General features: G+C 65.7%; 18 protein-coding genes. 10 read left to right on the forward strand and 8 right to left on the reverse strand.

All coding sequences use genetic code 11. From position 1 onward, the window contains the following. The first annotated feature begins 3 nt into the window (after positions 1-3). Positions 4-1521 carry a catalase gene (locus tag CSW57_RS20200; RefSeq protein WP_099384266.1) on the forward strand — a complete coding sequence of 506 codons (1518 nt, stop codon included), beginning with the start codon at positions 4-6 and terminating at the stop codon, positions 1519-1521. Positions 1522-1524: 3 nt separating this feature from the next. Continuing rightward, positions 1525-2247 carry an HAD family hydrolase gene (locus CSW57_RS20205; protein WP_099384267.1) on the forward strand — a complete coding sequence of 241 codons (723 nt, stop codon included), beginning with the start codon at positions 1525-1527 and terminating at the stop codon, positions 2245-2247. Here CSW57_RS20205 and CSW57_RS20210 read toward each other — a convergent pair. Next, positions 2244-3209, reverse strand: coding sequence for a helix-turn-helix transcriptional regulator (locus tag CSW57_RS20210; protein WP_099384268.1), 966 nt, complete (start codon positions 3207-3209; stop codon positions 2244-2246). The two genes, CSW57_RS20205 and CSW57_RS20210, sit on opposite strands and share 4 nt — an antisense overlap. Before the next feature lie 99 nt (positions 3210-3308). On the opposite strand from CSW57_RS20210, the gene CSW57_RS20215 reads away from it, so the two are divergent. Both CSW57_RS20215 and CSW57_RS20220 read left to right on the forward strand, forming a co-directional pair. Continuing rightward, on the forward strand, positions 3309-4292 hold the full coding sequence (locus CSW57_RS20215) for an ABC transporter ATP-binding protein (RefSeq protein WP_099384269.1): 984 nt from the start codon (positions 3309-3311) through the stop codon (positions 4290-4292). A gap of 45 nt (positions 4293-4337) precedes the next feature. Beyond that, positions 4338-5105 carry an ABC transporter permease gene (locus CSW57_RS20220; RefSeq protein WP_099384270.1) on the forward strand — a complete coding sequence of 256 codons (768 nt, stop codon included), beginning with the start codon at positions 4338-4340 and terminating at the stop codon, positions 5103-5105. A 99-nt stretch (positions 5106-5204) separates the two neighbouring features. Here the strand turns inward: CSW57_RS20220 and CSW57_RS20225 are convergent, their stop codons facing one another. Both CSW57_RS20225 and CSW57_RS20230 read right to left on the reverse strand, forming a co-directional pair. Continuing rightward, positions 5205-6461: a vWA domain-containing protein gene (locus CSW57_RS20225; protein WP_099384655.1), complete on the reverse strand. Its 1257-nt coding sequence runs from the start codon at positions 6459-6461 to the stop codon at positions 5205-5207. A gap of 71 nt (positions 6462-6532) precedes the next feature. Then, on the reverse strand, positions 6533-6985 hold the full coding sequence (locus CSW57_RS20230; RefSeq protein WP_023953847.1) for a DUF4262 domain-containing protein: 453 nt from the start codon (positions 6983-6985) through the stop codon (positions 6533-6535). 126 nt (positions 6986-7111) lie between these two features. Between CSW57_RS20230 and CSW57_RS20235 the strand changes: the two genes are divergently transcribed. Continuing rightward, positions 7112-7969, forward strand: coding sequence for an SDR family NAD(P)-dependent oxidoreductase (locus CSW57_RS20235; RefSeq protein WP_099384271.1), 858 nt, complete (start codon positions 7112-7114; stop codon positions 7967-7969). Between the two features lie 9 nt (positions 7970-7978). Further along, the gene (locus CSW57_RS20240) at positions 7979-8446 is read left to right on the forward strand and encodes a MerR family transcriptional regulator (RefSeq protein ID WP_099384272.1); all 468 of its coding nucleotides are present in this window, start codon (positions 7979-7981) and stop codon (positions 8444-8446) included. 26 nt (positions 8447-8472) lie between these two features. Here the strand turns inward: CSW57_RS20240 and CSW57_RS20245 are convergent, their stop codons facing one another. Beyond that, entirely contained in the window at positions 8473-9315 is an 843-nt protein-coding gene (locus CSW57_RS20245) for a spermidine synthase (RefSeq protein ID WP_099384273.1), read from the reverse strand. A gap of 6 nt (positions 9316-9321) precedes the next feature. After that, positions 9322-10683: a sulfite reductase subunit alpha gene (locus tag CSW57_RS20250; protein ID WP_099384274.1), complete on the reverse strand. Its 1362-nt coding sequence runs from the start codon at positions 10681-10683 to the stop codon at positions 9322-9324. A 150-nt stretch (positions 10684-10833) separates the two neighbouring features. Here CSW57_RS20250 and CSW57_RS20255 point away from each other — a divergent pair, with 150 nt between their 5' ends. Continuing rightward, positions 10834-11757 carry a cobalamin biosynthesis protein gene (locus tag CSW57_RS20255; protein WP_099384275.1) on the forward strand — a complete coding sequence of 308 codons (924 nt, stop codon included), beginning with the start codon at positions 10834-10836 and terminating at the stop codon, positions 11755-11757. Here the strand turns inward: CSW57_RS20255 and CSW57_RS20260 are convergent. Beyond that, complete coding sequence (locus CSW57_RS20260; protein ID WP_099384276.1) at positions 11704-12609, reverse strand: SURF1 family cytochrome oxidase biogenesis protein; 906 nt, start codon at positions 12607-12609, stop codon at positions 11704-11706. The two genes, CSW57_RS20255 and CSW57_RS20260, sit on opposite strands and share 54 nt — an antisense overlap. 187 nt (positions 12610-12796) lie before the next feature. Here CSW57_RS20260 and CSW57_RS20265 point away from each other — a divergent pair, with 187 nt between their 5' ends. Then, positions 12797-13840 carry a zinc-binding metallopeptidase family protein gene (locus CSW57_RS20265; RefSeq protein ID WP_099384277.1) on the forward strand — a complete coding sequence of 348 codons (1044 nt, stop codon included), beginning with the start codon at positions 12797-12799 and terminating at the stop codon, positions 13838-13840. A 16-nt stretch (positions 13841-13856) separates the two neighbouring features. Here the strand turns inward: CSW57_RS20265 and CSW57_RS20270 are convergent, their stop codons facing one another. Both CSW57_RS20270 and CSW57_RS20275 read right to left on the reverse strand, forming a co-directional pair. Next, positions 13857-14321, reverse strand: a complete 465-nt coding sequence (locus tag CSW57_RS20270; protein ID WP_099384278.1) for a low molecular weight protein-tyrosine-phosphatase — start codon at positions 14319-14321, stop codon at positions 13857-13859. Then, entirely contained in the window at positions 14314-15018 is a 705-nt protein-coding gene (locus tag CSW57_RS20275) for an HAD-IA family hydrolase (protein ID WP_370623998.1), read from the reverse strand. The genes CSW57_RS20270 and CSW57_RS20275 overlap by 8 nt, the downstream gene beginning before the upstream one ends. Positions 15019-15048: 30 nt before the next feature. Here CSW57_RS20275 and cobC point away from each other — a divergent pair, with 30 nt between their 5' ends. Further along, positions 15049-16116 carry an Rv2231c family pyridoxal phosphate-dependent protein CobC gene (cobC, locus tag CSW57_RS20280; protein ID WP_223249363.1) on the forward strand — a complete coding sequence of 356 codons (1068 nt, stop codon included), beginning with the start codon at positions 15049-15051 and terminating at the stop codon, positions 16114-16116. Then, positions 16116-17246 carry a Nif3-like dinuclear metal center hexameric protein gene (locus CSW57_RS20285; RefSeq protein WP_099384281.1) on the forward strand — a complete coding sequence of 377 codons (1131 nt, stop codon included), beginning with the start codon at positions 16116-16118 and terminating at the stop codon, positions 17244-17246. Before cobC ends, CSW57_RS20285 begins: the two co-directional genes overlap by 1 nt. The last annotated feature ends 38 nt before the right edge of the window (positions 17247-17284 follow it).

Raw genomic sequence — 17284 nt, forward strand, 5'->3', positions numbered from 1 at the left:
CGCATGGCAGACGAACGGTTCAACACGACAACGGATTCCGGTGCGCCGGTCACCAGCGATGAGCACTCGCTGACAGTGGGCGCCGGTGGTCCCATCGTTTTGCACGATCACTACTTGATCGAGCAGATGGCCCAGTTCAACCGCGAGCGAGTGCCCGAAAGGCAGCCCCACGCGAAGGGCAGTGGCGCGTTCGGGTCGTTCGAGGTCACCGCTGATGTGTCCGAATACACCTGCGCAGCGGTCTTCCAGCCGGGCACCGTCACCGAGATGGCCGCGCGATTCTCCACCGTGGCGGGCGAGCGTGGAAGCCCCGACACCTGGCGGGACCCCCGCGGTTTCGCGCTCAAGTTCTACACCAGCGAGGGTGTCTACGACATGGTCGGCAACAACACGCCGGTCTTCTTCATCAAGGACCCGCTGAAGTTCCAGCACTTCATCCGGTCACAGAAACGGCGCGCGGACAACAACTTACGTGACCACGACATGCAATGGGACTTCTGGACCCTGTCCCCGGAGTCGGCACATCAGGTCACGTGGCTGATGGGTGACCGCGGAATTCCGCGGACCTGGCGGCACATGAACGGTTACAGCTCCCACACCTACCTGTGGGTGAACAGCTCCGGTGCAAAGCACTGGGTGAAGTACCACTTCAAGACCGACCAGGGCATCGAGACATTCACCCAGGACGAGGCCGACCAGATGGCCTCCGCCGACACCGATTACCACACTCGTGATCTGTACGAGGCCATCGACGGTGGCGACTTCCCGACGTGGACCATGAAGGTGCAGCTGATGCCGTTCGACGACGCAACGTCGTATCGGTTCAATCCCTTCGATCTGACCAAGGTCTGGCCGCACGACGACTATCCGCTGATCGAGGTCGGCCGGATGAAGCTCGACCGGAACCCCACCGACCATCACACCGAGATCGAGCAGGCCGCATTCGAGCCCAACAACCTCGTCCCCGGGATCGGGTTGAGTCCGGACCGCATGTTGCTGGCGCGCTCGTTCGCCTACGCGGATGCACACCGATACCGAATCGGCGTGAATTACAAGCAGATTCCGGTCAACGCCTCGAAGTATCCGGTGCACAGCTACTCCAAGGACGGCGCGATGCGGGTCACCAACGTGTCCGATCCTGTGTACGCACCCAACTCCAAAGGCGGTCCTGCCGCGCGTAACGACTTCCGGGGTGAGCCGGGCTGGGCGGCCGATGGTGCCATCGTGCGCACCGCATACGTCGACCACCCACAGGACGACGACTTCGGTCAGGCGGGCACGCTCATCCGAGAGGTGATGGATCAGGATGCGCGAGATCGACTGGTGGACAACGTTGTCGGTCATCTGCTGAACGGGGTGGAGGACCCGGTGCTCAGCCGGGCCTTCGAGTACTGGCAGCGCATCGACCCCGGTGTCGGCAAGGCGATCCAGGACGGTGTGGAGTCCAAGGCTGGGGAGTCCGATCCCAAGGCCGCGGACCAGGGCAATCCGGCTCGCGCCGGCATGCAAGAGAAGGCGTAGGGCATGGCGGAGATCGAAGGCGAGAAACTCGCTGTCCTGTTCGACATCGACGGCACCCTCGTGGACTCGGTGTACGCCCACGTCGCGGCCTGGCATGAGGCGCTGGCCGAGGTCGATCTCACCGTTCCCCACTGGGAGATCCACCGCCGCATCGGGATGGACGGGTCACTCCTGGTCGATGAACTCCTGGACATCGCGGGAGTGGGCGCGGACGCGTCGGGCAGGTCGGATCTGGCCGATGCGGCGTCGAGTAAACACACCGAGGCCTATCTCCGGCGTTCCGATTCGCTGACCATTCTGCCCGGTGGCCGTGACGTCATCAAACGCGCCAAGGAGCTCGGATACGTTGTGGTCCTTGCGACTTCGGCGCCGCAACAGGAACTGCAGATTCTGCGTGATCTGCTCGAGGTCGAGGACCACATCGATGCGGTGACCTCCGGGGAAGACGTGGAGACGGCCAAACCCGACGCGACCGTCGTGAAGATCGCTGTAGAGCGCGCCGGGGTGAGTGCCTCGAACGCGGTCATGGTCGGCGATGCCACCTGGGATGCCATCGCGGCAACGAAGGTGGGTGTTCGTTCGGTGGCCGTGCTGACCGGCGGCATCGGCGGTGATGCCCTCCGGGGTGCCGGCGCCAAGCGCGTGTTCCAGGACGCACGCCATCTCGCGGACGACCTCGCCAAGACCGTCGATGGGTTGTGCGCCTCGCCCGGCAGTCGGCGTTAGGCGTTGCGGTAACGCTCGGCAACCCGAAGGTGGTACTCGGCGAGTGCCACACATTCGTCGCGCAGCTCGGTGGGCGAGAGAATTGTGAAGTCGGCGTCGAACGCGTACAGCCACCGTGCGATTGCAGCTGCAGACTGGCCGTAGAGCTGCACCTCGCAGCTGTCGGTGTCGCCGGATTCCACCACACCCCACTCGGCGTCGACCATGTCGGCGACCTTGTCGACGGGGCTGTGGATCTGCACCCGCGCGTTGGCCTGGCGGTACACGGACCCCAGGCTGCGCGCGATGAATGCCGCAGCGCCGCCTTCGGGCAGCGGCCGAGGTGAAAAGCGCGGGCCCGTCGGTATTTTCGGGGTGAGCCGGTCGAGGCGAAACGAACGCCAGTCGTCGCGGCCGAGGTCCCACGCGAGCAGGTACCACCGCGCGCCACTGCGAACCAGGCGGTAGGGCTCCACCTCGCGCCTGCTCTCTGTTCCGTCACGGGCTTTGTAGTCGAACCGGAGTCGCTCGTGCCGGTGACAGACGGCCGCGACGTCCGCGAGAACGCCGGCATCCACCGCCACCCGGGTTCGGGTGGGGGTGGAGTCGACCTGCAGCGAATCGAGCCGGTGCCGAAGCCGCGACGGCATCACCTGACGCAACTTCGACATCGCGCGCATCGACGCCTCGTCGAGGCCGCTGACCGAGTTTGCCGCACCGGCGCCCAGACTCAGCGCCACCGCCAGAACCTCGTGATCGTCGAGAAGCAGCGGTGGCATCTCGGCTCCGGCCCCGAGCTGGTATCCGCCGCCGACACCCACACTGGCGTCCACCGGATACCCCAGCTCGCGTAGCCGGTCGATGTCGCGGCGCACGGTGCGGGTGGTGATGCCGAGCCGGTCCGCCAGATCTGCTCCCGACCAGTCCTTACGGGTCTGAAGCAGGCTCAGGAGCCGGAGTAGTCGCGCTGAGGTATCCAACATGGTTTTGACAATGCCAGATATTGCGGACCGATACTGTCCGCAATGGGTCATAGGTTCTCCTCATCGCAGTTCGCGACTCATTCCGGGAGGACAACAAAGATGACTCAGACACACGACACGCCGGCCATCGAGATGGTGGGCCTGACCAAGACCTTCAAGCAGGGCAAGAGCACCGTCGAAGCAGTCAAGGGCATCGATCTGGCCGTGAAAGAAGGGGAGCTGGTCGCGTTCCTCGGACCGAACGGGGCGGGTAAGTCCACCACGTTGCGGATGATCACCACGCTGTTGCGGCCCACGTCCGGTGCGGCGTGGCTGGCCGGGCACAACATCGCCGACGAGCCCGATGCGGTCCGGCGCAAGATCGGCTACGTGGGCCAGGGCAACGGTGGTGGCAACAACCAGCGCGTACGTGAAGAACTCATCACCCAGGGTCTGTGCTATGGATTCGGCAAAGCCGAGAGTTCGCTTCGCGCAGACGAATTGATCGCGGCCCTCGACCTGACGGGGATGGAGAACCGAAAGGTGAGCACTCTCTCGGGAGGTCAGCGCCGCCGACTCGACATCGCGCTCGGCATCGTGCACCGGCCTCCGGTGATCTTCCTCGATGAACCGACCACGGGCATGGATCCCCAGAGCCGGGCCAACCTGTGGACACACATTCAGCGGTTGCGCGCGGAGACCGGTGCCACCATCGTGCTGACCACGCACTACCTCGACGAGGCCGACGCGATGGCCGAACGAGTGGTCGTCATAGACAAGGGCACGGTCATCGCCGACGACTCCGCGGCGGCGCTCAAAGACACCCTTGCCGGCGACAGCATCAGCCTCACCGCCGACTCCTCCGACGGTGCCGCAGAACTGGCCCGGATCGCCACCTCGATCGATGCGGTACGCAGCGCCGAGGTGATCGGCGAGTCAGTCGAATTGCAGGTTGTCGGTGCCGACAAGGTGCTGCCCCAGGTGATCACCGCAGCCGCGGCCAGGGCAGTTGCGGTACGCAGTGCATCCTCGACGCGCCCGACCCTCGACGATGTCTTCCTCTCACTCACCGGGCGAAGCCTGCGCGAAACTGCAGCCGTCTGAACACCTTTCCCTCAAACCCTTAGCCAAAGTCTCCAGGAGAAACCGATGACAACATCAATCGTCCGCGACAGTTCCATTGTTCTGACCCGTGAATTGCGGCCGACGGTCCGGGATCCGTTCACCGTGATCTTCAGTCTCGTGCAGCCGCTGATTCTGCTTGCTCTGTTCGGCCCGCTTCTGAAAGACGTTCCGGGTGCCGGTGATTCGGGCAATGTGTGGAACTGGTTCATTCCGGGTGTGCTGGCGATGATCGCGATCTTCGGCACGTCGATGACCGGCTCCAACCTGATGGACGAGATCCACTCGGGCAGTCATGAGCGGATGCTCGTCACCCCATTGAGCCGCAGCTCGTTGCTGATCGGACGTGCGTTGAAGGAAATGGTGCCGCTCGCAGCGCAGGCCGTGATCATCTTGCTGGTGGGCCTACCCTTGGGCTTCGACATCAACCTCGGGGGAGCAGCCATCGGCATCCTCATCCTCGGTGTGTTCGGCGTCGGACTCGGAGCCCTGTCTTACACCCTGGCTCTTGCTGTGCGCGAACAGGACTGGGTGTTCTGGACGGTACAGCAGACGCTGATGTTCCCGATGCTGATCCTGTCGGGCACCATGCTCCCGCTCGATGACGCGCCGGGATGGATGAAGGTGCTGGTGAACATCAACCCGTTGCACTACGTGGTGGAAGCGGAGCGCGCGCTGTTCGTGGGCGACTTCGACACCAAGACGGTGCTTTCCGGTGTGGTCGCGGCCCTCATCGTGGCCGTCGGTGGAATTGCCGCAGGTGTGCGGGCGATCAGTGCGGCGTCGCGCAGCTGATCCCATCACCAGATGTGGCCTTGTCACGCGCACACTCCCAGGCGGGGTGCGTGACAAGGCCACAGTGTGATTTGGGATTCGCTTGGGGTTCGGCGTTCTTCAGGGGAGGATGCCTGCGCTCTTGGCCGCCCGCATCCACTCAGGGAACTCCGAGAGCAGACGCTGGTACAGATCGTCATCGCTCACCTGATCGATGTCGTCGAGTGCAAAGAAGCCCGCGTTGTCCACGACGCGGCCCGCCATGTCGTCGAGTCGTTCTAGGACTCCGTAGTTGGCCCTGCCGATCCCGACGAATTGCCAGAACACCGGAGCGCCCGACGCAGCACGCATCAGCTCGCTGATCGGTACCTTTTTCCGGAAACCGCCGTCGGTGAAGAAGAGGACAAGGACCGGCCGTCCAGGGACAACCGTGTTCAGGATCTCGTTCATGATCGGCAGTTCATCGTTCGACGCTCCGATCGCGTCGTAGTCGATGCCCCCGTGAACACCCGACAGGTGGAGGAACTCCTCGGTCCACGACTCGACGTTCGTCACACTGATGTCGGGGACACGCGCGAAACCACGGGCGTACATATACGGCTCCAACTGGCCGTCGTCGTCGATCTGGGTGGCCACCGCCAGCATCCGTTCGACCACGCGGTGCACCACCCGGCCGGAGTATTGCCGCGACATACTCCCGGTCTTGTCGATGACAAGGATGACCCGGGCTCGGACGCCGGTCGCGTTCTTGCTGAGCAGTACCTTGTGCACCTCACGCTTGCGCATGTCGAGGCGATGGCGCTTGTCGAGCGAGAGCTTCTCCTCGCCCGCAACAGATCTCACCGCCGCGACCCCCGGGGCGGGCGACGTGGCCGCGGGTTCGTCATCGACCTCCACACCGTGTTCCCGAACCAGATCCGCGAAGCCGCGATCCCATCCGGCGCTGACATTGCGGATCTTCCACTCACCGCCCCGCCGGTAGATCTCGCCCAGCACCGCGGCACGTTCGGTACTCAACCCGGCTGCGGGTAGCTCGATCTGGAACCCGGTGCCGCTGGCAGAGGCTGCCAGAGCGGGTAGCGCCGACAGGGGAGACGGATACCCGTCGTCGCAGGCGACCGCAACGGCAACGGTGTGGACGTCGGCAGGCACCCTCGCGAGGTCGACCGTCAGGGTGGTGCCACCCGACAGCACAACCGCACCATTGGTCGACTGCGGCTGGTTGAAGAAGATGAAGTCCGAGTCGGTTCGCGTCTTGTGGTTGTCGCCGAGAAGAAACGCCATCACGTCAACCGTGCCGGGCGCCGCTCCGGTGACCGCGACAGTGAGAAGGCCGGAAGAGATGGTTGTGTTAGCGCCTCGCTTCAGGGTGACCATGGCGCTCAGTATCGACGGTGGTGCGCCGAACACGCATCTGATGTCGGCCCATCAGCCGATCCGATCCGAGGTCATGCAGCAGGCAGACCGGCGAGAGGCTGCACGGTCTTGGCGATGCCGTAGCCCGCACTCCACGGGTAGAGCCCAGCCGAATCCGGCCAGACCAGTTGCCACGCCGACACACTGCCGTAGACGCGGTTCGCGACGCGCAGGTCCGACGTGGTGAGTGCTTCGATGGCCACCAGGTCCAGGTCGTTGTCGAAGAAACCCGACAGGCGTTCACCGGCGGTGAGGCTGCCTCCGGCCCTTGCGATCCGGTGTCCGACAGTGTTCAGGATGGATCCCGCGGTGCCCGGTTCGAGTCCGTAGATGATCAGCTCGGGGTGCGCCAGCGAGGTCAGCCCGGTGGTGTAGGCGAGCGACGGGAATCCGACCTGGACGGCCGCACGTACCGCGGTGACCGTCCAATAGCGCTTGGCGATCGCGCGGTGGGCGAAATCGACCGGATCGGATTGCTGACGCATGGCGTCCTCCTTGGCTGTCTGGCTGGTGCAGATCGTTGTGCCGGGAGGTTAACGTCGGCCTCTGACAAGTCGGTGCTCTGACAGAGGCTTGCGTTCGAGTGCGCTCGAAGACCTAGCGTCGCCTCCATGACAAAGAACTGGATCATCACCGGCGCATCCTCGGGCATCGGACGGGCTCTCACCGAAGCGGCGTTGGCCGCAGGGGACCGCGTGGTGGCCGCGATGCGACGACCCGAGCGGATCGCCGATCTGCTCACCACCTACCCCGACGCGCTGTTGGCGGTTCGCCACGATGTGCGCGACACCGCGTCTGCGGCCCACCTCGTCGTCGGCGCCGTGGAGCGCTTCGGTGCCATCGACGTTGTGGTCAACAACGGTGGAGTCGGGCAGATCGGGGCAGCCGAGGAAATCGACGACCAGCAATTGCGAGACATGCTCGATCAGCACCTGTTCGGTCCTGCAGCCCTGGTGCGGGCGATACTGCCCGGTATGCGAGAGCAAGGCAAAGGAACAATCGTGCAGATCAGCAGCCAAGGCGGACGCGTGTCATTCCCGGGTGCCGGGTCCTACTCCGCGGGTAAGTTCGCGCTCGAAGGGTGGTCTGAAGCTTTGGCCGGCGAGGTGGAACCGTTCGGCATCAGAGTTCTCATCGTCGAGCCGAGCCGCTTCCGAACGGGTTTCAACGCACCCGACGTACTCAAACTCGCAACGCCATCGAAGACCTATGGCCCTCTGTTGGCTGCAGTGCGCACCGACATGCTGGCCGTGGACGGAAAGCAGGAGGGCGATCCCGCTCGCGCGGCGGACATCATCCGGTCGTTGGTCGACGCCGACAGCGCGCCGCTGCGAATCCCACTCGGACGTGAAGCGGTACGTCGGCTCGCCAACGCTCACCGACGTGGACTCGAGGAACTCGACAAGATCGCCGCATTGTCCGAGAGCGCAGACTTTCCGGGCGTCCCAGAGTCGGTCCGGCCGGTCTAGCGTTGCATCATGGCGACCCGAGATCTGATGAGCCGAGCGCTCGATGCGCTGCAGGGCGGCGACGAGTCGATGACCGTGGAGGCGGTCCACGGCCTGGTCGGTTCTGTCGAGGTGGACGGCCCGCTGGGCATCGCCGACGTGGCCGAACTGCTCGGCGTGTCCGCGCACACACTTCGCTACTACGAGCGAGCCGGCCTGGTCACGGTGCCACGAGATCTCGCCGGCCGACGTGCCTACGATGGCGCCGCTGTCCGGCGGCTGGTCTTCGTCTCCCGAATGCGCTTGTCGGGCATGCCGATGCGGGATCTGCAGCACTATGTGGAATTGGCCGACCAAGGGGAGCGGACGGTTGCCGAGCGACTCGAGATCATGCTGGAGCAACGCGACACGATCACCCGGCGCATCCGCGAACTGGAGCTGTCGCTGGCGGCCACCGAGTACAAGATCGCGACGTACGGCGGCAACATCGGGCCGTGATCACACCCTTTGTACTGTCGGCGGAGTCACCCGGCCTGATCGTGCAGGACGCGGCCACCCGTGGCGAAGGAACGCACTTTCGGGTCGAGCCAGATGTGCGCCGGAACGCCGCCGCCGAGGAGTGCCCGGGCAACTGCTGGTGACTCGCCGAGCGGGGTGTCAGCGGCGGCGATCACGATGTTGCCGTAACGACGGCCCTTGAGCATCGCGGGGTCGGCGATGATCGCGAGGTGCTCGAACAAGGTCCCCAAGGTGGCGGCCTCTGATCGGGCGAGTGAAAGGTCGCGGGTGTCACCACAATTGACCATGTAGACACCGCCAGGGGCCAGCACCCGACGCACCTGGGCGGTGAACTCGGTGGTGATCAGTGCCGGTGGGGTGACGGCGGCGGAGAACACGTCACGAATGATCAGATCACGGCTGTTGTCGGTGAGTGATTCGGTGACCTCGCGAGCGTCACCCACCCGCAGTCGGAGCAGTGGAGCACGAGGCAGATCGAACCATTCCCGCACCAAACGAGCCAATGTGTCGTCGATGTCGACCGCGACCTGCCGGGCCTGCGAATAGTTCGCAGCGAGATGACGAGCCATGGAGCAGGCGCCGGCGCCGAGATGAAGAACGCGCAGTCGGCTCGAGGCCGGCCAGCGGTCACCGATGAGAGCGGCCATCCACTGCATGTACTCGAAGTCGAGCTGGCTGGGGTCGGAGAGGTTGATGTGAGAACTCTGCACGCCGTTGACGTTCAGTATCCAACCGTCGGTGAGGTGGTCACGAACCAGCTCGCAACTGCCCGTGTCGATCGGGTACACGCCGGGCTGCGGCCCGCCGGAATCGTTGCGGGCCTTGGGTTGTCGCGATGCGCGGCCCATCAGAGATCAGTACACATCTCGCAGGTACCGCTTCTCCCGCTTGAGGGTGTTCACGTAGTCCTCCGCGGTCTCCGCATCGAACCCGCCGTGCTCGGCGACCACGTCATGAAGAGCCGAATCCACATCTTTCGCCATCTGCGAGGCGTCGCCGCAGACGTAGAAGTGTGCACCGTCCTCCAGCCAGGTGAACAGGTCGGCGCCGTTCTCCCGCATCCGGTCCTGCACGTAGACCTTCTGCTCCTGGTCCCGCGAAAACGCCAGATCAAGCCGGTCGAGGACGCCGTCGCGGCGGAACTGCACGATCTCGTCTTCGTACATGAAGTCCGTTGCCCGGAACTGGTCCCCGAAGAAGAGCCAGTTGCGTCCCCGAGCGCCCCTGGCCTTGCGTTCGTAGAGGAAGGAGCGGAACGGGGCGACGCCTGTACCCGGGCCCACCATGACCACCGGTACCGAGTCGTCGTCGGGCAGGCGGAACGAGCGGTTCTTCGACAAGAAGACACCGGCCGTGTCGCCCGCCTTGAGCCGGTCCGCGAGGTAGGTCGAGCACTGCCCTCGGCGGTCGCGCTGCGCCGAGCGATACCGAACCGCGGACACGGTCAGATGAACCATGCCCTTGTGTGTCAGTGGGCTCGACGAGATCGAGTAGACCCGATGGGTGAGCGGTCTGAGGAGTTCGAGCAGCTCGGTCGCGGATATCTCGAGCGCGGGTTCGAGGTCGAGCAGGTCCAGGACATCCTTACCCCACAACCATCCTTCAAGAGCCTCACGTTCCTCGGTGGACAGAACGTGATCGAGTTCGGCATCGCGCGATCGTTCGGCCATGAAGTCGATCAGGTCGCGGGTGGGCAGAGAGATCTCGTACTCGTGTGTCAGGGCGTCCACCAGGGTGAACTCGCCGGCGCGGGTGGTGATCGGTTGGTGCGGATCTGCCCCGATCCTGGTGATCAACGCCGACACCAGGTGCGGGTCGTTGACCGGTCGGATGCCGAGGCCGTCGCCCGCTTCGTAGTCGATGTCGCTGTCGCCGAGATCGAAGACCACATGACGGACGTCCTTGGCCGAGTCCGAGCCGCGCAGTGGTCGATTGGCGACGAGCGTGGCGGCATAGGGGTTCTTGCGGGTCCACGGTGACCTTTTCGGCTTGGCCGGGCGGTCTGGGATCTTCTCGGCGCCGGGTATCTCCGGGGCCGACACCCCGCTGTCGAGCTCGGCGAGTGCCGCTCGGGCGGCGGCCAGAACTGCGTCGCGGTCGGTCGCGACGGCGCCTTCCGTTGTCGAGCCGGCGTCGAAACCGGCCAGGAAACCCGACAACCACATTCGCTGGTCGCCGGTATGGTCAAGGTCGTCTGGCAGGTTGGTAGTTCTCATTAGCTCACCATTGTTCGTGATGTCGGAACCAGTGCCCCGGGGTGGGCCGGGCGCCGCTGCGTCGTTGAAGCGGCACCAAGCAGGAATGAGGGTACCCTCACTTGCTGTGATCGCCGGGCGCGCCTCACCAAGTCCTAGGATGAGCACACCATGGTGACTGCTGGCTGGGACCGCGCCCTCGGGCTGACCGCGGGATATCTCCTCGACCGCATCTTCGGCGACCCGATGCGCTATCACCCGGTGGCCGGCATGGGTATCGCCGCGGGAAGGCTCGAGAGCATCCTGTATCGCGATTCACGTTGGGCCGGAACCGTGTTCACCGTCACTTGCGTGGGAGTGGTCACTGGTGCGGGCATGATGGGCCGCCGCACCGGGGTGCTGCCGACGGCGCTGATCACCTGGGCGACCTTGGGCGGAACCTCCCTGACGTCGGTGGGCGAGCGTCTGGCCGACTCGCTGGCGTCCGACGACCTCGAGGGCGCCCGGGCGTTGATACCCAGTCTGTGCGGGCGTGACCCGAACAGTCTCGACGCAGACGGGATGGCACGCGCCGCGCTCGAGTCCGTCGCCGAGAACACCTCGGATGCAACAGTGGGCCCGCTCGTCTGGGGAGCGATCGCCGGGATCCCGGGACTGCTGGCGTACCGGATGATCAACACGCTCGATGCGATGGTCGGATATCGCAACAGCAGGTACTCCAACTTCGGCTGGGCAAGCGCTCGACTCGACGACGCGGCGAACTTCCTGCCCGCCCGCCTGACCGCAGTCCTGGTGGTGGCGCTCGGTGACGACAGGGCCGGGGCGGCCACCGCTGTGCGTCGGGACGCATCGGCACATCCCAGTCCCAATGCGGGTGTGGTCGAGGCCTCGTTCGCGGGAGCACTCGGCGTGAAGCTCGGTGGTGTCACGGTCTACCGGCACCGGACCGAGATTCGCCCGACGCTGGGCGACGGTCGCGCTCCCACCGGCCGCGACCTGTACCGCGCCGCGGGGTTGTCGCGGCGGGTGCAGATCGGCGCCCTAGCGACCGTAGCGGTCGGACAGCTTGTCGTCCGGCGCGCTCGTCGGCCCTGAGCCGATCGGCCCACGCGCCTCCGAATGGACCACTGACCCGGTGGACGACGCGGCGAGTGCCTCCCGCGTCCGGCGGCCCCGCTCGCGTGGCTTCTTGGGTATCGGGGCGCCGGTCTTCGCAGCTCGCCGCTGCTTGACCTCCGACCACACGAAGTAGCCCAGCCCCAGCGGTGCCATCACACCGAAGGCAAGCCATTGCAACCCATAAGAGAGATAAGGGCCTGAATCGAGCTGGGGGAGATCGATGACTCCGAGTCCACCGGGTTGGTCGTCGGTCAGCTGGAGGTATCCGGCGGCCAAAGGCACGTCGACGGCACGGCCGAGGACCTCCGGGTCGATCGAATAGACCTGTGTGGCGCCGGCCTCGGTACGCGGCTCACGCCCCGGACTGGTTCCCTCCGCCGCACGGATGCGAGCGACCAGCGCGACCTGCTCGGACGGCGGCGGGGTTATCGGAGGCAAGGCCGTGCCCTGAACAGGCTTCACGTATCCGCGGTTGACCAGGTAGGTGTCACCGGACTCGGCCGCGAAAGGGGTGAGCACCTCATAGGCGGGCGACCCTTCGATGGAGCGCAGCCGGACCACTGCCTGCTTGTCCGGCAAGTACCTGCCGGTGACCGAGACACGGCTCCATTCGGCGTCCTCGACCGGCCGACCATCTTGATAGAGGTCGCCGATCGGAACGGGCTGAGACGACTCCGCTCGTTTGATGAGGTCGTTCTGATGCTCGGTGCGTGAGTTCTTACCCAGCTGCCACGGGGCCAGCACCCAGAAACACGCGACGGCGAACGCGATCACCACGATGGCAAGCGCGATCCATCCGGGACGCAGGAAGTTTCGCAGGACACGCACATCACCACGGTACCGAGTCCACCCACCAGGTCCGACACGGTGTCGTGTCCGATTCCCAGATCGGCCATGTCCGACGCGGCCGGACCAGCGACTACTCTCAACGCAGTGGGACGGTGCAAAAACTGCGGTCCGCCCGGCGACGGGCCGGCATCACGCCGTCATCATCACCACGAGGGGAGCGTCACCAATGCGCGATCTGGTCTGCCGTAAGTGTGGTCAGCGACTGTCGTTCGAGAACACGTTGTGCCTGAACTGCAAGAGCCCGCTCGGATTCCACATGCCGACGCGCACCATGTATGTACTCGACGACGAGGCGACCGCCGAACTCGACGGACAAAAGCTGGTGCGATGCGCCAACTTCGCGCTCATCTCCTGCAACTGGATCATCCCGGAAGTCGAACCCGGCACGAAAACACCTGCGGGCGAACCAAATCCGTCGACTCTGTGCGAGTCATGCCGGCTCACGCGAACGCGGCCCGCCGACACCGACACCACCGCGATGGAGGCATTCGGCGTTGCCGAGACCAACAAACGGCGGGTGATCCTCGAACTGGACGAGCTGGGGCTTCCCATCCGGGGCCGCGACGTGGACCCCGACACGGGCCTCGCATTCGATCTGCTGTCCAGCGCCGAGAACCCGGTCATCACCGGACACGCCAGCGGGGTGGTGACCCTCGACCTCGCAGAGGGCGACGATGTGCACCGCGAGCAGTTGCGGGTGTCGATGGACGAGCCCTATCGCACCCTGATCGGACACTTTCGTCACGAGATCGGGCACTACTACCAGATGGTCCTGGTCGGCTCAGGTGAACACCGGGAACGCTTCGAGGAATTGTTCGGAGACCCGGACGAGGACTACCAGGCGGCACTCGACCGCCACTACGGCGACGGACCCCCGACGGACTGGCGGCGAAACTACGTCTCCTCCTACGCCACGATGCACCCCGCCGAGGACTGGGCCGAGACGTTCGCGCACTACCTGCACATCCGCGACACCCTCGACACCGCTGCGGCATTCGCGATGGCGCCGGCAGGTGCCACCCTCGACAGCGTGTTGCTCGGTGATGTGGGATTCGACCAGATCATCGACCTGTGGCTACCACTGACGTGGGCGCTCAACCAGATCAACCGATCGATGGGGCATCAGGATCTGTACCCGTTCGTGCTCCCGCAACAGGTGTTGTCGAAGATGCGCTTCATCCACGGACTGATCGCACCGGCCGTGCTCTGACTGCGGGGGTACGGGGTCAGCGGCGTTCGCGCACCCACGCCAGGAGCCCCGGGACGGCGGCCTCGATCTGCTGACGAACGGTGGCGAAACCGTCGTCCGATCCGTAGTACGGGTCGGCGACATCCGGCCCATCGGCGTCGGGGTCGAAGCTGCGCAGCAGCCGGGCGCGTTCGCCGACGCCCTGTTCCTGCAGTGCACGCAGATGTCCGCTGTCCATCGCCAGCAACAAGTCGGCTCCGAGGTGCTCGGGTCCGATCTGGGCTGCGGTGTGGTCGTCGTCGTACCCGGCCGAGGTCAATTCGGTACGGGCTCTGAGATCGGCGGGATCGCCGACATGCCAGTGCCCCGTTCCGCAACTGGACACCCGGACCTGGTCCGCGAGCCCGGCCTCGTCGAGCGCATGCCGGAAGATGTTCTGCCCCATGGGTGAGCGGCAGATGTTCCCGGTGCAGACGAAGGTGACGTGCAGGCGTTCAGGCATGGAGCAACTCGCGGAGCTGGTCCACCGATTCCACAGCCCATGCCGCGTCGGTGTGTTCGTCGGACACCGCATACCCCCACCGCACGAACACCGCCGGAATGCCGTACTCGGCCGAACCGTGGACGTCATGCGAACGGTCGCCGATCATCACCACCGCGTGATCGGAGACGTCGGTGATCCCCAGGGAGGCCAGTGCGTGCCCGATCACGTCAGATTTGCTGCGCCGTGAGCCGTCGTCGGATGCCCCCGCGATGTACTCGAAGTGCTTGTCCAGGCCGAAGTGCTCGAGGATCCGCCGGGCGGTGGCCTGATTCTTGGAGGTCGCCACCGCGAGCCTGCGGCCGGATGCGGACAGGTCGTCGAGGAGTCCATCCATACCGTCGAACACCGAGTTCTCCAACCAGCCGACGCTGACGTACCGCTCGCGGTACGCCTTCATCGCGGCATCGACGGTGGGTTCGTCGAGGTCCAGCCGCCGAAGGCTGTCGATCATCGGCGGCCCCGCGATCCCCGCGACCACCGACTCATCGGGTTGCGGTGCACCCACGGTGTCGAGGGCATGGCGAAAACTCTTCTCGATGCCCGCGAACGAATCGGTGATGGTGCCGTCGAGGTCGAACAGGAGCACCGTCGACGCGGCGGCCGGGTCGGGCAGATCGGCGGGGTCGGGAAGGCTGGTATCGATGCGCGAACTCACCAGTCCATCCTGCCCGTAGGCTCGACAACTGTGAAATCGCCAAGCGCACCGACCGGGGGAGAACACCGAGTTGCTGCAGGACAACTGCTCACGGACCTTGCCCGTCACGGCGACCGTGACGTCGAGCCCGGACTCGTCGACTTCGCGGTCAACGTGCGTGGCACCACCCCCGACTTCCTACTTCGAGCGCTGACTGCCCGCATCGATGACCTCGCCCGCTATCCCGGGGTCGACGATGAGCGACGGGCCGGGGAGGCCATCGCCAGGCATCACCGCCGCGACCCGTCCGAGGTGATGTTGCTGGCCGGGGCCGCAGAGGGATTCGCGCTGCTGCCGCAGTTGCAGCCCCGGCTGGCGGCTCTTCTGCAACCCTCGTTCACCGAACCCGAGCGCGCCTTGCGCGCAGCGGACGTCGCGATCGAGCAGGTGGTGCTCCCGCCGCCGTGGAACCTCGACCCCGATCTCGTGCCCGAGGCCGCCGACCTGGTGGTGCTGGGCAACCCCACCAATCCCACGTCCGTGCTCCACCCCCGCGCGGCGATCGACGCCCTGCGACGTCCCGGTCGCGTCGTCGTGGTGGATGAGGCGTTCGCCGACATCGTGCCCGGGGAGCCAGAGAGCCTCGCCGGTGATCGTCTCGACGGTGTGCTGGTTCTGCGGAGCATCACGAAGACATTTGCACTCGCGGGGCTGCGCGCCGGCTACCTCCTGGGTGACCCTCTGTTGCTGCGCCGGTTGGCCCGGGCCCGACCGCACTGGCCGCTGGGGACGTTGCAGCTGGTCGCGCTCGAGGTGTGTGCGGGCCCCGCGGGTGCTGGGTACGCGGCGGCGCAGGCTGCCGAGGTACAGGCGCATCGCGCCTCGATGATCGCGGCACTGCGGAAAGCAGGTGTCGAGGTGATGGGACGGCCTTCGGCGTCGTTTGTCACGATCGCCGTCCCGAACGGCACTGCGTTCAAGGAACGGCTGCGCGATCATGGGTATGCGGTGCGCAGCTGCGCCAACTTCGTGGGGATGGGGCCGGACATGCTCCGGCTCGCGGTCCGCGACGAGAGCGCTGTCTCCGGGTTGATCGCTGCGATCGGAAAGGTGGGCTGATGACGGCTCTTGCAGACGTGATCGACGTACTCGAACGGGCATACCCCGTACGGCTCGCCGAGGACTGGGACTCGGTGGGTCTGGTGTGTGGTGACCCCGCCGACACGGTGGGTTCGGTGCTCTGCTGCGTGGACGTGACCGACGCGGTGGTCGACCTCGCCGTGGCCGGTGGGGTCGACCTCATCGTGGCCCACCACCCGCTGCTCCTCCGTGGCGTCGACACGGTGGGCGCTCATACCCCCAAGGGCCGGCTCATCCACCGGCTGATCCGGAACGGGTGCGCGCTGTACACCGCACACACCAATGCGGACTCGGCATCCCCGGGAGTGTCGGACGCGTTGGCCGGCGCGCTCGGACTGACCGACCTGCGGCCGCTCGACCCGAAACCTGCTGCGGCCATGGACAAGTGGTCGGTGTTCGTTCCTGCCGCCGAAGCCGCCTCCGTACGAGAAGCGATGTTCGCTGCCGGAGCCGGCCAGATCGGGGAGTACAGCCACTGCTGCTGGAGTACGTCCGGAACCGGACAATTCCTTCCCAGCGCAGATGCCGACCCGGCGGTCGGTGCGCGCGGTGAGCTGACCCAGGTTGCCGAAGACCGTGTCGAAATGGTTGCACGCAGATCGGTGCGCGCAACCGTTCTCGGCGCGCTGCGAGCAGCCCATCCTTACGAGGAACCGGCCTTCGATCTCATCGAGCCGGCCGCAGGGATCAGTGGTGAGGGACTCGGCAGGGTAGGTGAGCTCGCCGAACCGCTGAGGCTGGGCGCGTTCACCAAGCTCGTCGCCGACGCCCTGCCCGTGTCGACGTCAGGGGTACGCGCCGCCGGTGATCCCGAACAGCCGGTCCGGACCGTTGCGGTCTGCGGTGGAGCGGGCGATTCGCTGCTCAGGGCCGCGCGGGCCGCGAAAGCGGACGTCTACGTGACGGGGGATCTACGCCACCACCCGGTCGACGAACATCTCCGCGGGGGTGGTCCGGCGCTCATCGACGCAGGCCACTGGAGCACGGAGTTCCCTTGGTGCGAGCAGGTTGTCGATCTCCTGGGTGACGAGCTGCCCGGGCTCTCGGCCACCGTGTTCGCCAACCCTACTGATCCATGGACCGTCCATCGAGGGGGTCACGGCGGATGAGGGCGGCGGGAGCTGAACCGAGTGGGTTGTCGCAGACC

The organism is Williamsia muralis (assembly GCF_002735905.1).
In the GTDB taxonomy this organism is placed as follows: domain Bacteria; phylum Actinomycetota; class Actinomycetes; order Mycobacteriales; family Mycobacteriaceae; genus Williamsia; species Williamsia muralis_A.